This is a genomic window from Streptomyces sp. NPDC054932 (genome assembly GCF_053610205.1).
The window spans coordinates 1-13,707 of record NZ_JBSGXU010000209.1 but is presented as its reverse complement, the minus strand read 5'-3'; the positions used below and the strand labels follow the sequence as shown (position 1 = coordinate 13,707).

General features: G+C 74.3%; 12 protein-coding genes and 1 pseudogene. 5 read left to right on the top strand and 8 right to left on the bottom strand.

Annotation, left to right across the window (positions count from 1 at the left end; translation table 11 throughout):
• From ACWGE1_RS35130 to ACWGE1_RS35115, 4 genes are all read left to right on the top strand, one after another.
• Nucleotides 1–1,180, top strand: a 1,180-nt coding sequence (locus ACWGE1_RS35130; RefSeq protein WP_453424516.1) for a tetratricopeptide repeat protein, incomplete at its 5' end; no start/stop codon positions are given.
• Nucleotides 1,181–1,183: 3 nt separating this feature from the next.
• A complete protein-coding gene (locus ACWGE1_RS35125) occupies nucleotides 1,184–2,701 on the top strand; it encodes a protein phosphatase 2C domain-containing protein (protein ID WP_453424515.1) in 1,518 nt (505 codons plus the stop codon).
• A gap of 60 nt (nucleotides 2,702–2,761) precedes the next feature.
• Complete coding sequence (locus tag ACWGE1_RS35120; protein ID WP_453424514.1) at nucleotides 2,762–4,087, top strand: VWA domain-containing protein; 1,326 nt, start codon at nucleotides 2,762–2,764, stop codon at nucleotides 4,085–4,087.
• A gap of 47 nt (nucleotides 4,088–4,134) precedes the next feature.
• Nucleotides 4,135–5,178, top strand: coding sequence for an FHA domain-containing protein (locus ACWGE1_RS35115; RefSeq protein ID WP_453424517.1), 1,044 nt, complete (start codon nucleotides 4,135–4,137; stop codon nucleotides 5,176–5,178).
• 1 nt (nucleotide 5,179) lies between these two features.
• Here the strand turns inward: ACWGE1_RS35115 and ACWGE1_RS35110 are convergent, their stop codons facing one another.
• A complete protein-coding gene (locus tag ACWGE1_RS35110; RefSeq protein WP_453424513.1) occupies nucleotides 5,180–6,169 on the bottom strand; it encodes a methyltransferase domain-containing protein in 990 nt (329 codons plus the stop codon).
• Between the two features lie 103 nt (nucleotides 6,170–6,272).
• Between ACWGE1_RS35110 and ACWGE1_RS35105 the strand changes: the two genes are divergently transcribed.
• On the top strand, nucleotides 6,273–6,677 hold the full coding sequence (locus ACWGE1_RS35105; RefSeq protein WP_453424512.1) for a globin: 405 nt from the start codon (nucleotides 6,273–6,275) through the stop codon (nucleotides 6,675–6,677).
• Nucleotides 6,678–6,729: 52 nt separating this feature from the next.
• Here the strand turns inward: ACWGE1_RS35105 and ACWGE1_RS35100 are convergent, their stop codons facing one another.
• The 7 genes and pseudogenes from ACWGE1_RS35100 to ACWGE1_RS35070 all read right to left on the bottom strand — a co-directional run.
• On the bottom strand, nucleotides 6,730–7,443 hold the full coding sequence (locus ACWGE1_RS35100) for a hypothetical protein (protein WP_453424511.1): 714 nt from the start codon (nucleotides 7,441–7,443) through the stop codon (nucleotides 6,730–6,732).
• Entirely contained in the window at nucleotides 7,440–7,940 is a 501-nt protein-coding gene (locus tag ACWGE1_RS35095) for an acyl-CoA thioesterase (protein WP_453424510.1), read from the bottom strand. The genes ACWGE1_RS35100 and ACWGE1_RS35095 overlap by 4 nt, the downstream gene beginning before the upstream one ends.
• Before the next feature lie 9 nt (nucleotides 7,941–7,949).
• Complete coding sequence (gene ettA / locus ACWGE1_RS35090; RefSeq protein ID WP_453424509.1) at nucleotides 7,950–9,614, bottom strand: energy-dependent translational throttle protein EttA; 1,665 nt, start codon at nucleotides 9,612–9,614, stop codon at nucleotides 7,950–7,952.
• A gap of 193 nt (nucleotides 9,615–9,807) precedes the next feature.
• Nucleotides 9,808–11,283 (bottom strand): phosphatase PAP2 family protein, encoded by a 1,476-nt coding sequence (locus ACWGE1_RS35085; protein ID WP_453424508.1) that lies wholly within the window; start codon nucleotides 11,281–11,283, stop codon nucleotides 9,808–9,810.
• A gap of 165 nt (nucleotides 11,284–11,448) precedes the next feature.
• Nucleotides 11,449–12,738: a thioester domain-containing protein gene (locus tag ACWGE1_RS35080; protein ID WP_453424507.1), complete on the bottom strand. Its 1,290-nt coding sequence runs from the start codon at nucleotides 12,736–12,738 to the stop codon at nucleotides 11,449–11,451.
• 68 nt (nucleotides 12,739–12,806) lie between these two features.
• Nucleotides 12,807–13,214: a single-stranded DNA-binding protein gene (locus ACWGE1_RS35075; protein WP_453424506.1), complete on the bottom strand. Its 408-nt coding sequence runs from the start codon at nucleotides 13,212–13,214 to the stop codon at nucleotides 12,807–12,809.
• Nucleotides 13,215–13,339: 125 nt separating this feature from the next.
• Nucleotides 13,340–13,707 (bottom strand): annotated as a pseudogene (locus ACWGE1_RS35070) (ATP-binding protein); the annotation flags it as partial.

Genomic DNA, 13,707 nt, shown 5'->3' with positions numbered 1-13,707 from the left:
GGGCCTCGCCCACATCGGCGGGACCCCGCCCGGTGGCACGCCCGTTGCCGGCGCGGTCGCCGGCGGCACGCCGGGTACGTGGGCACCCGCGACCGGCGGACCGGGCCTGTCCGGGCCGGGCGTGGCCGGGCTCGGGACCACCGCCACGCACGTGACGGGTGCTCCGGTGCCGGGGCCCCGCCCGGCGCCGTCCGCCCCGGCCCCGGGGGCCGCGCCCCTGCCCGTACTGCTCTCCCCGCTGCAGCCCGCCGCGAGAGCGACCACCCTCGACGCGCGCGACACCGCGCTGGCCCTGCCCGTACCGCTGGTGGACGCGGGCGACCCGAACGCCGGATTCCTGACCGGTCTGCTGGCCTCCGCGCCCGGCGATCTGCTGGGCGCGCTGAGCGCGGCGCCGGCCGACTCGGCCGAGTTGCGGCTGCGGGAGCTGCGGGCCCGCCTGGAACTGGGCGAACTGCCCGAGGCCGGACGCACCCTGGCGGAGCTGGAGGCCCGGCATCCGGACGACTGGCGGGTGGTGTGGGCCCGTGGCATCGCCTCGCTGGCCACCGGCGACGACGAGATAGCGGCCCTGTCCTTCGACGCGATCTACGACGCCTTCCCGGGCGAGCCCGCGCCGAAGCTGGCCCTCGGGGTGTGCGCGGAGGTGCTGGGCCAGCTGGACAACGCCGCCGAGTACTACCGCCTCGTGTGGATCACCGACCCGGGATTCGTGAGCGCGGCCTTCGGGCTGGCCCGCGTCCAGCTGGCCGCCGGGGACCGGGACGCGGCCGTGCGGACGCTGGAGTCCGTACCGGAGGCGTCCATCCACTACACCGCCGCGCGGGTGGCGGCCGTACGCGCACGTCTGCGCGACCGGTCCCCGCAGGAGCCGTTGCTGGCCGACCTGACGGCGGCAGCCGACCAGGTGGAGGCCCTGCGGCGGTTCGGACTGGACCCCGAGCGGCAGGAGCGGCTCGCGACGGAGGTTCTGGGCTCGGCCCTGGACTGGGTACTGTCGGGTGGCCGGGGTTCCGACCCCGGTCGGACCTCGCTGCTCGGCAGTCAACTGGACGAGCGGGGCCTGCGCTTCGGACTGGAGCGCTCGTACCGCGTCCTCGCACGGCTGGCGCGGCGTGGCGAGGAGAGGATCGAACTGGTGGAGCGGGCAAACCGTTTCCGTCCCCGGACGTGGGTGTGAGTGATGTCGATGCATCGGCTGTCGGGCTGCCCCAGCTGCGCGGAACCCCTGGAGGAGGGTGACCGTTTCTGCGGCGTCTGCGGCTACGCCGTGAGCGCGCCTCCCCAGGGTGCGTCCGCGGACCACCCGACCATTCCCATCCCACCGGCGCCACCGGCCGCGCCGGCCGCCGCCGCGGGCGGGTACGGGACTTCGGCCGCCGGCGTCCCGCACGCCGCCGCCGAGCCCGCCCCCGGGTGGGGCAGCGCGGCGGCCGCCGCGCCGACGCTCGTGGACGACCCGGCCGCCTGGGCCGCCACCCCGGCGGAACCGGAACCGGAGCCGCACCAGGGCCCGGCCGGAGCCACCTTCGCGGCCTCCGGCCACGGGAACCCGTACGGCACCGGCACCCCGCCCGAGGGCACCCGGTGGGGCCCGGCGGAGCACCCGTACGGCGCCGCCGCGGACGTGCCGCAGGCCCGGTACGACCTGCCCGGCGCCGCCGCGCCCGATGCGGCCGGGCACCCTGCGGGCGACAACCCGTACGCCCCCGAGCCCGGCCGGGAGCCCTCGTACGGCGCCCCGCAGCCCCCGCCCGGCGCCCCGGAGGGCGGGAAGACCTGCGTCGCCTGCCGGGCCGGACACGTCGACACCGACGGGTACTGCGAGCACTGCGGGCACGCGCAGCCGCGCGAGCGCGACCACCTGGAGGAGGAGCTCGGGAGCGTGGCCGCCGTCAGCGACCGCGGCCTGCGCCACCACCGCAACGAGGACTCCTTCGCGGTGGCCGCCACCGCCCTGCCCGACGGCTCCGCCGCCACCGTCGCCATCGTCTGCGACGGCGTCTCCTCCGCCAGCCGGCCCGACGAGGCCTCGGCCGCGGCCGCCGGCGCCGCCAACGAGGCGCTGCTCGACGCACTCCCCCGCGGCGCCCACCCCCAGGAGGCCATGCACGAGGCGATCCTGGCCGCCGCCGCCGCGGTGAACGCCCTGGCCCCGGAGACCCCCGGCGCGCAGAACGCCCCCGCCTGCACCCTGGTCGGCGCCGTCGTCAGCGGCGGCCTGCTGACCATCGGCTGGGTGGGCGACAGCCGCGCCTACTGGATCCCCGACGACCGCGCCGCCCTGCCCCGCCGCCTCACCGAGGACGACTCCTGGGCCGCCCAGATGGTCGCCGCCGGCCTGATGGGCGAGGCCGAGGCCTACGCCGACGTCCGCGCGCACGCCATCACCGGCTGGCTGGGCGCCGACGCGTACGAACTCGAACCGCACACCGCGACCTTCAAGCCCGACCACCCCGGGGTGGTGGTGGTCTGCACCGACGGATTGTGGAACTACGCGGAATCCGCGCGGGAGATGGCCCAGGTGCTGCCCGCCGACGCCGCGACCCGCCCGCTGCACAGCGCGCAGGTACTGGTGGGACACGCCCTCGACGGAGGCGGCCACGACAACGTCACCGTGGCCGTCGTGCCGTTCGCCACGCACCCCGAGCAGGAACCGGGACCGGATGCGGAGCCGGGCCCGGAGGCACGACCGGAATAGGAAGTGGAAGCGCGCCCGCAGGTCTGACCCGCCTGCCCGAGCCCCCAAGGAGTCCAACCGATGGCGAATTTCGCCAAGCCGAGTGCCCCGCGCTTCAGCGTGGAGGTGTACCAGAACGAGTTTCTCCCCGAGGGCGGACGGGACGTCCACGCCATCGTCACGGTCACCGCCACCGGCGGTGCCAGCGCCACCCGCACGGCGGTCGCCGACAGCTCGGCGGCCGTGGTGCTCATGGTCGACTGTTCGGGATCCATGGAGTACCCGCCGCAGAAGATGCGCGGCGCCCGTGAGGCCACGGCGGCGGCCATCGACACCCTGCGCGACGGCACCGCCTTCGCCGTGATCGCCGGTACGCACGTGGCCAAGGAGGTCTACCCCGGCCAGGGCCGTCTCGCCGTGGCGGACGCGACCACCCGCGACCGGGCCAAGGAGGCCCTGCGCGGGCTGAGCTCCGGCGGCGGCACCGCCATCGGCACCTGGCTGCGCCTCGCCGACGGCCTGCTGCGCGGCTCCACCGCCGCCATCCGGCACGGCATCCTGCTCACCGACGGCCGCAACGAGCACGAGGAGCCGGCCGTGCTCCGCGCCACCCTCGACGCCTGCGCGGGCCGCTTCACCTGCGACGCCCGCGGGGTGGGCACCGACTGGGACGTCAAGGAGGTCACCGGGATCGCGAACGCGCTGCTCGGCTCCGCCGACATCGTGGCCGACCCGGCCCACCTCGCCGAGGACTTCACGCGCATGATGGAGAACGTCATGGGCAAGGAGGTCGCGGACGTCGCACTGCGCCTGTGGACCCCGGTCGGCGTGGAGATCCAGTACGTCAAGCAGGTGGCGCCCGCCCTCCAGGACCTGACCGACCGCCGCACCGAGGCGGGCCCGCGCGCCGGCGACTACCCGACCGGGTCGTGGGGCGACGAGTCCCGCGAGTACCACGTGTGCGTCCGCGTCCCCACGGCCACCGTGGGCCAGGAGATGCTCGCCGCGCGCACGACGCTGGTCATGCCGGGGGCGGCGGGCGAGCCGGCGACCGTCCTGGCCCAGGGCCTGGTGCGGGCCGTGTGGACGAACGATCTGGCCGCGTCCACCGCCATCAACGCGCAGGTCGCCCACTACACCGGGCAGGCGGAGCTCGCGGAGGCTATCCAGCAGGGGCTGGAGGCCCGCAAAATGGGCGATGTCGGTGGTGCCACGGCCAAGCTGGGGCGTGCGGTACAACTGGCGAGTTCGTCCGGGAACGCCGACACAGCACGACTTCTGTCGAAGGTGGTGGATGTGGTGGACGCAGTGGCGGGTACTGTGCGGCTGAAAGCGAAGGTCGCCGATGCCGACGAGATGACTCTCGACACGCGTTCGACACAGACCGTCCGAGTGAAGAAGACCTGAGAAGACCTGACGTGATGACGCAGGGAGAAGAAGGGGGAAGCGCCGCCATGCCGACCTGCCCGAACGGGCACCAGTCCGCCTCCGACGACTGGTGCGAGGTCTGCGGCCACCGCATGGCTGCCTCGGAGGGCCCGCCCCCGGTGCCCTCCTACGGCTACGGCTTCCCCCCGACCGCCGGTGAACCGACCGCCCAGGCCGAGCTCTGCCCGCAGTGCCGGACCCCGCGCGAGGCCATGGCTCCGTTCTGCGAGGAGTGCCGCTACAACTACCTGACCCGTACGGCGACTCCGTACGCCCCGCCCGCCCAGGCCCCGGACCCGGGACCCCAGGCGACGGGCGTCGGCGGCGGTGTCGGCGGTCGTGGCACGCCTCCGCCGCCCGTACCCGCTCCCGGGAGCTACTCCCAGGACCACTTCGAGTACCAGGGCTCGCGGCCGTCCCGGGTCAACCGGCCGGCCGAGCCGCTCCAGCGCGAGGACGACTGGCTGCTGCCGCCGCCCGCGCACGAGTCGCCGCTGGAGTACCAGCAGCAGGCCCCGCAGCCCCAGTACCAGCAGCAGCCCCCGCCGCCGCCCCAGCAGCGGGAGTACCAGCAGGAGTACCAGCAGCAGGGACCGCCGCCCCAGCAGCAGTACCAGCAGCAGCCCCCGCCGCAGCAGCACCAGCCCTTCCCGCCCCAGGGCGGCGGCGCCTGGAACGCGACGATCAGCCCCGACCGTTCGTACTTCATGGCGATGATGCAGCGCAGCGGCCCCGAGGCCGCCGGGCTCAATCTGCCCGCCTACTCCCCGGAGCAGCACCTTCCGCTGTCCGGCGGCCAGATCACCATCGGCCGCCGCCGCGCCTCCACGGGCGAGTCCCCCGACATCGACCTGTCGGTGCCCCCGGAGGACCCGGGCGTCTCCCACCAGCACGCGGTGCTCGTCCAGCAACCGGACCTCAGCTGGGCGGTGGTGGACCAGAACTCCACCAACGGCACCACGATCAACGGCGGCGAGGAGCCGATCCAGCCCTACGTCCCCGTGCCGCTCGCCGACGGCGACCGCGTCCACGTGGGCGCCTGGACCACGATCACCATCCGCCGCGGCTGATTCAGCCCTCCCCCAGGGGCCATACGTACGGCCCCTGGGGATCGTCCAGCCACGACCATTGGCCACCGGCGCCGACCGAGACCCCGAAGCGCTCCCGTGCCGGGCGGCCCTCGCGGCGCCACAGGTCCAGGGCCTCGCGCGGGTGCAGGACGCCCGCGGTCAGCACGAGCATGAACTGGAAGCGCTCGTTCTCCACCAGCTCGTACGGCAGCCCGTACTCCAGACCGGCCGGATCGGGCGGCGGTGCGGCCGTGGCCCCGCGCAGCGGGACGAAGTACGCCGGGGTGTGCAGGAAGTTGCCCTCGGCGAAACCGGCGTCCCGTACGGTCAGCGCGATCAGCCCGGTCGACAGCGGGGCCAGGATCAGCGCCCCCGGCCGGCACTGGCCCAGCCAGGCGTGCGGGATCAGCGGCAGCGTGCAGGTCACCATGATCCGGTCGAAGGGGGCCCGGGCGGGGCAGCCGCGCGCCCCGTCCCCGGTGACCACTGCCGGGTGGTAGCCGAGTTCGGCCAGGTGCGCCCGCGCGGACTCGGTGATCTCCTCGTCCAGGTCCACGGTGGTGACGTGCTCCTCGCCGAGCCGGTGGCAGAGCAGGGCCGCGTTGTAGCCGGTGCCCGCGCCGATCTCCAGGACGTCGTCGCCGTCGCGCACGTCGAGGGAGGCCAGCATCTTCGCCATCAGGGAGGGCTGGCTGCTGGAGGAGACCAGCCGGCCGTCGCGCAGCCGGGTCGCCAGCGGGGTGTCGACATAGACCCCGCGCAGCCAGCGGGCCCGCCGTTCGGGGTCGGGGTCCTGCGCCCAGAGCCGCTCGTGACCGGCGCCGCGGCCGGTCCAGAAGTACGGGACGAACACGTGCCGGGGCACGGCGGCGAACGCGGCCCGCCAGCGCGGGTCCTCCAGCACCCCGGCGGCGGTCAGCTCCCGCACCTGGGCGGCGTGTGCGGTCTCCCGCAGGTCCCGGGTCTCGGCGTGTGCGGTGTGTGCGGCCATGCCTCCACTGTCCTGCGCCCGGGCGCGGCGTGCGAGCGCGAGGGCCCCGGGGGCCGGTCCTAGGACCTCGGTCCTGGTACCGGGCGTCTGAGACGATGGTCGGGTGAATGAGATTCCGCGGGGCACGCTTCAGGAGCAGACCTTCTACGAGCAGGTGGGCGGCGAGGAGACCTTCCGCCGCCTCGTCCGGCGCTTCTACGAGGGGGTCGCGGAGGACCCGCTGCTGCGCCCGATGTACCCGGAGGAGGACCTGGGCCCGGCCGAGGAGCGGTTCGCGCTGTTCCTGATGCAGTACTGGGGCGGTCCGACGACCTACAGCCAGCACCGCGGCCACCCGCGCCTGCGGATGCGGCACGCGCCGTTCCAGGTGGACGCGGCCGCCCACGACGCCTGGCTGAAGCACATGCGGGTGGCGCTGGACGAGCTGGGCCTGGCGCCGGAGCACGAGGCGCAGCTGTGGAAGTACCTCACGTACGCCGCCGCCTCGATGATCAACACGGCGGGCTAGCCCGGCGGGCCGGGGCAGGGCCCGGCGGGCCGCCCCGCGGGCCGCCCGCGGCTCAGATCGGCCGGACCTGGAGGGCGCCCAGGCCGCCCTGGACACCGGGGCGGCGGATGGCGACGGAACCGTACGGGGTGCGCAGCCGCAGCCAGCTGCCGGCGGCGAGCAGCGCCACGGGGGCGGGGGCGCCGGGCGCGGGGGCAGGGGCGGGCACGGCCGCCCGTACCGGCCGCAGGAAGCCCAGGGACTGCGCGGCGTGCACGGCGCGCAGCGGGAGTTCGGTGTCGCCCAGGGTGCGGGACCAGATCTCGCGGCCGATGCGGTCGCGCTCGGAGCGGGTCCGGTGCTGCACGGGCAGGGCCTCGTCACGGGCCCGGAACTCGGCGACGGCGGCAGCCACGGCCGCCCCCATCGCCTCGGGGCCGGGCAACCCGGGAACCTGCCGCCAGCCGCCGCGCGGCGGGAGCACCCCGGCCCAGGGCGGTCCGGTGACCGGCCCGGGCACGGTGGCCTCGGCCGCGGCCTCGTCCACGGACTCCAGCAGCTCACCGGCGGACACCGTCAGGTCCAGCGGCGTCGCCACGGGCGCGGCGAGCCGCACCGTACGGATGGCCAGGATGTCGAAGGACGGCGGCCGCCCGAAGACGGCGAGCGCGCCGCCGCCCGCCTGGAGGCGGACCGCGGCGGCGCGGTCGTAGTGCACCAGCCGGCCCAGGAAGGCGGCGAGGTCCGCCGCCTCCCCGGAATCGGCGAAGCGCAGCCGGTCGTTCATGCCGCGAGGGGCCCTTCCCGGCCGGTACCGGACTCGGACCCGCTCGCGGACGCAGAGGCGGACGCGGTCGCGGGCTCGTCCAGGTACTCCTGGAGGAAGTGCCTCTCCTCGGCCGTGATGCGGCGGGGCCGCCCCGCGGCGAGGTTGTAGGGCACGACCACGGTCTCGGCGCGCACGTAGACCGTTTCGGGCGCGTCCTCGGTCGCCTCGTCCTTGACCTCGTAGCGGATGGTCAGGGACGCGGCGCCTATCCGGGTCACCCAGGACTCGATGAGGACCGGCTCGTGACGGTGCACGAGGGGCAGCTTGTAGTCGATCTCGTGGCGGGCCACGACGGACCCGCCCGTGAAGGACTCACTGCCCTCCCCCGGCGCGAGGCGGAACATGAAGTCGATCCGCGCCTCCTCCAGATAGCGGAGGAAGACGACGTTGTTGACGTGCCCGAAGGCATCCATGTCCGCCCAGCGGAGGGGGCACCGGTAGTGGTGTCTGGCCATGGCTCCGGCCTAACCCCGCGTGAGCTTCTTGTAGGTGGCACGGTGCGGACGGGTGGCGTCCGGGCCGAGCCGCTCGATCTTGTTCTTCTCGTAGGACTCGAAGTTGCCCTCGAACCAGAACCACTTCGAGTCGCCCTCGTACGCCAGGATGTGCGTGGCGACTCGGTCCAGGAACCAGCGGTCGTGGGAGACGACCACGGCCGCACCGGGGAACTCCAGCAGCGCGTTCTCGAGCGAGGACAGGGTCTCGACGTCGAGGTCGTTGGTGGGCTCGTCGAGGAGCAGCAGGTTGCCGCCCTGCTTGAGGGTGAGCGCGAGGTTCAGGCGGTTGCGCTCACCGCCGGAGAGCACACCGGCCGGCTTCTGCTGGTCCGGACCCTTGAAGCCGAAGGCGCTGACGTACGCGCGGGACGGCATCTCGACGTTGCCGACGTTGATGTAGTCCAGCTCGTCCGACACGACCGCCCAGAGGGTCTTCTTGGGGTCGATGTTGGCGCGGCCCTGGTCCACGTACGAGATCTTGACGGTCTCGCCGACCTTGATCTCGCCGGAGTCCGGCGTCTCCAGGCCCTGGATCATCTTGAAGAGCGTGGTCTTGCCGGCGCCGTTCGGGCCGATGATGCCGACGATGCCGTTGCGCGGCAGCGTGAACGACAGGTCGTCGATGAGGACCTTGTCGCCGAACGCCTTCGAGAGGTTGTTGACCTCGACCACGATCGAGCCCAGGCGCGGGCCCGGCGGGATCTGGATCTCCTCGAAGTCGAGCTTGCGCATCTTGTCCGCCTCGGCCGCCATCTCCTCGTAGCGGGCGAGACGGGCCTTGGACTTCGCCTGGCGGCCCTTGGCGTTGGAGCGGACCCACTCCAGCTCTTCCTTGAGGCGCTTGGCGCGCTTCTCGTCCTTCTTGCCCTCGACCTTGAGGCGCTCGGACTTCTTCTCCAGGTAGGTGGAGTAGTTGCCCTCGTAGGGGTGGGCGCGGCCGCGGTCGAGCTCGAGGATCCACTCGGCGACGTTGTCGAGGAAGTAGCGGTCGTGGGTGACGGCCACGACGGCGCCCTTGTACTGGGCCAGGTGCTGCTCCAGCCAGTTCACGGACTCGGCGTCGAGGTGGTTGGTGGGCTCGTCGAGGAGCAGCAGGTCGGGGGCCTCCAGCAGCAGCTTGCAGAGGGCCACGCGGCGCTTCTCACCACCGGAGAGGGTGGTCACCGGCCAGTCGCCGGGCGGGCAGCCCAGGGCGTCCATGGCCTGCTCCAGCTGGGCGTCCAGGTCCCACGCGTTGGCGTGGTCCAGGTCGTCCTGGAGCTTGCCCATCTCCTCCATCAGCTCGTCGGTGTAGTTCGTCGCCATTTCCTCGGCGATCGCGTTGAACCGGTTGAGCTTGGTCTTGATCTCGCCGACGCCGTCCTCGACGTTCTCCAGAACGGTCTTGGACTCGTCGAGCTTGGGCTCCTGCATGAGGATGCCGACGGAGTAACCGGGCGAAAGGTAGGCGTCACCGTTCGACGGCTGCTCCAGGCCCGCCATGATCTTCAGAACGGTGGACTTACCGGCGCCGTTCGGGCCGACCACACCGATCTTCGCGCCGGGCAGGAAGTTCAGGAAGACGTCGTCAAGAATCACCTTGTCGCCGTGCGCCTTGCGCGTCTTGCGCATGGTGTAGATGAACTCAGCCAAGAGAAACCGTCCGGCAGATCGATGGTGGGCAGATACACCCCATCTTGCCGTACGTCCATACCCGCGGGCGAATGGGTAGGTCAGGAGCTCCCGACCCGGACACGGACGGGCCCGGCCGGCCCGGCGCGGGCGGGCCGGGAGCCGGGCGGTTTCCGGCCCTCCCGGCGCGCCCGGCCCGCCCGGCGCGGCCTCGTCAGCGGGGGCGGTAGACGGTCAGGGCGTCGGGCAGCTCGTCGAGGACCAGGTCGGTCGGTGCCTCGGAGTACTCGCCGTCGTAGGCGAGCGGGGTGCCCGCCGGGACGTCCCCGATGCGCAGGCTGCGCAGGCGGGTGGCCACGTGGACGGGGGAACGGCTCAGCGGCCCCGTGAAGGCCGCCGCGAGGAGCCGGGGGCCGGGACGGCCGCCGCCGTGGACGAGCCGGAGGTCCAGCAGGCCCTCGCCGAGGCTGTCGCGGCGGCGGGGGGTGGGGCCGGTGCCGTGGTAGGTGCCGTTGCCCGCGAAGAGCAGCCACACGCTCCGGGGCCGCCCGGCCAGCCGCAGCCGCACGGGCCGCTGGGCGCGCAGCACCTTCCAGGCCGCCAGCAGCGCGGCCGGGCCGCCCCCGATGCGCGGGGCCCAGCGCAGCCGGTGGCCCAGCAGCTCCGGATAGGCGCCGATGCTGAAGTTGTTCAGGAAGTAGCCGGGCTCGCCGTCGGGCCCCGGGGCGAAGCGGCCCACGCCGATGCGGACGGCCTGCCCGTGGACCAGGGCCCGGCAGGTGGCCTCGGTTCCGGCGAGGCCGAGGTCCATCGCGAAGTGGTTGAGGGTGCCGCCGGGGAACACGGCCAGCGGTACTCCGGCCCGCAGCGCGGCGGTGGCGGCCGCGTTGACCGTGCCGTCGCCGCCGCAGATCCCGAGCACGGTGGCCCGCGAGGCCGCCTTCGCGAGGGTCGCGGGCAGCTCCGGGCCCGTGCACTCGATCACCTCCGCCTCGGGGAGGCGGGTGCGCAGTACGTCGAGCCCCGCGGCCTCGGACGTCCCCGACCCGTTGTTGACCACCACGACGAGCCCGGACCCGTCGGGCAGCGCGGGGGCCCCGACGGCCGGCCGCTCGTCGCCCGGCACGACCCGGGCCTCCTGCGCGTCCCGCGCGAGGCGGCGGACGACGAAACCGGCGGCCACCCCCAGCGCCGCGCCCGTGAGCACGTCGGAGGGGTAGTGCACCCCGGTGTACACCCGGGAGAAGGCCACGGAGGCGGCGACCGGGGCCAGTACGGCCCCCCAGCCCGGGGACTGCAGCGCCACCCCGGTGGCGAAGGCGAAGGCCGATGCCGAGTGCCCGGACGGGAAGGAGGTGGTCTGCGGCTGCGTCGCCAGCTGCCGGGTCAGGGGTACGCCCTCCAGCAGCGGCCGCGGCCGGCGTACGGACCATTTCCCGACGGTGTTGATGGTCGCCGAGGCGAGCGCCAGCGAGGCGACCCCGCGCACGGCGGCCTTGCGGGCGCCGGCCGAGCCGAAGACGGCGATCGCCGCGGCGGCCCCGCCCCACAGCACCCCGTGGTTCGCGGCCCGCCCGAGCCGCGGCAGCACCCGGTCGGCCCCGGGCCAGTGCCGCCGGGCCACCACGTCGAACAGCCGGCGGTCCCATCGGGCGAGGGCACCGGACCAGGTCAGTTCTTGATCAGCCATCTTCTGCCCTTACCCCGGGCCGCGGATCCGAATCGGCCCCGCGGCCACCCGGACTCACCCGGCCACCCGTCCGGGCCGCACGGAGGACTGCTCCTGCGCCGCGGAGAGCTGCGCCTGCGCCGTGCACAGGGCTGTGCCTGCGCCGCACGAGGGGCAAGACACCCCCTACGCCCCGTCCTCCTCGTCCAGCGGGCGCTTGCGGAGCAGCAGCACCACCAGGCCGCCCAGGACCACCAGGCCCACCGCCAGGGAGGCGATGACCGGGGTGGCCGCCGAGCTGCCGCTGGTCGCCAGCCGCTCCTCGTCCGGGGAGGTCGTCAGGAGGGCCGAGGACTGCGCGCCCAGCGCCTCGGCCGCCGAGCCGGAACCCGTGCCCGACGAGGTGTCGCCCGGGGCCGTGCCCACCGTCGTCACCGCGGGCTGCGGCCAGACCGCCGTGGCCGTGGCGGCGGACGCGGATTCGCTGGAGCCGGCCACGATCTGCGCGTGGCTGGCCAGCTCACCGGTGAAGACCCGCCCGACCGGCACCTTGGTCGCGCCCTGGACGGTGACGGAGGCCGTTCCGTCGGGGGTGCCCGCGGGCACCTCGAAGTACAGCCGGCTCCCGTTGACGGCGGTGGTCAGCGGCTGCCCCTCGGCGTCCACCACCCGCACCCCCATCGCGACGGCCGCCGCGTCCGGGATGACCGACACGCTCCGGGCCCCGGTCCGCACGGTCACCGGGCCGAGCCGGGTGCCCACCGCTCCCGACACGTCGCCCGGGTCCAGCCCGAGCGAGGCCGGCGGCTCGGGCAGCTGGCCCGCCGCCCGCTGCAGGTAGTCGGCGAGCTTCTCGGCCGCCGGGTCGGTGGCCTCGACCTGCACCCCGTCCGCCAGCCGCCAGATCGCCACCTGGGTCCCGGCGGCCGCGCTCTCCGCGGTCAGGGCGCCGGCCCCGGCCGCCTTGGCGAGCCCGGCGAGGTCGTTCAGCTGCGGGTAGGAGTGCTCCAGGACCCAGCGGATCCGGCCCGCCTCCCGGTTCCCGGCGAGCGGGCTGTGGCTCCAGCCGCTCTCGGTGTACCGGGCCTGGGGCTGGGCGTTGCCCGTCACACCGACCCCGTACGTCTGGAGCATCCCGCCGCCGTCGACCCGCATCTCGTAGAGCCCGGCCGGGATCTGCCGGACCGATCCGTCCCCGGAGCGCAGGACCGCCAGGCCGTACGTCTTCAGCCCGTCCAGCACGGCGCTCGCACCCTCGAGTGCCCGGGGTGCCGCCGGGCCGGAGTCGGCGGCCGCCCGGGCCGCGGGCGCGGCGGCGAGGGCCGCGGCCAGCAGGGCCGCCGCCAGCGGCCGGCGCGCGGAGCCCCGTACCGCCGCGGGAGGTTCGGCGGACGCAGGTGCGAGCGCGGGAACAGACGCGGGAGCAGGTGCAGGAGCGGAATCGGGAGCGGAGGATGCGGGAACGGAAATCGACACAGTCTTCCCCTTCGGGCCAAAGACCCAGGTGCCCGTGAGTACCGGGGAATCCTATCCGGCTCGAACACTCAGACCACCGTCGCCTTCTGATTGGCCATCAGTGGCGTCTCCGTCCGGACCACGCGCCGGAAGGCGGCGGTCCCCCGGTTCAGGTCGTGCCCGATGGCCGTGGCGTCGATCTCCGCGGAGAACCACCGGTTGCCCTCGCCGTCGGGCGGATCCTCCCGCACCCGCAGCCGCCCGTGCACCACCAGTGGCTCGCCGACCGACACGGAACCGGCGAGATTGACGGCGAGCGTGCGCCGCGCCCACACCGTGTAGAAGCTGGTGGTCCCGTCGGTCCAGAGGTCCTTGCGCCGGTCGAAGTACCTCGGCGTCACCGCAAAACGGAACCGCGCCGCCGGACCGTTCACCGTTTCCTTGTAGTCGATCTGCGTCGCCACGCAGCCCACCAGCGTCACCTGGGTGTCGTACATCCCGGCCGCCCTCCCCCGTGGTTGCGGCCCGTACGAACCATGCGTTCGGACCATGCGTACGGACCATCCGTACGAGCTACGGACCATGCTGGGGCAGGCCGCCGGCCTCCGCTCCGGCCTGTGGACTACTGGCGGGTTGTGGACAACCTGCTCCCCCCTGCGGCGACCGTGGCGTACTGCTCGCGCACCTCCCGGTAGCGCAGCAGCTCCGCCGCCACCGGTTCCAGCACCCGGGCGCGCCCGCACCCGGCCGCCGCCTGCCGCAGCCTGCGCTCCGCGTCCTGCCCGTACCGGCGCGCCGGGCCCCGGGCCGCGATCGAGCAGGACCATTCCACGAGCGGCCCGCCGATGATGCCCGCCACCATCAGCAGCACCGGCGGCAGCAGCCGCGGCTCCAGGACCCCGACGATCTGCCCGACCAGCCACAGGCCGCCGAAGATCTGCAGCAGGGTCATGGCCGCCTGCCCCAGCACCGCCGCGGGCCACCAGGTGG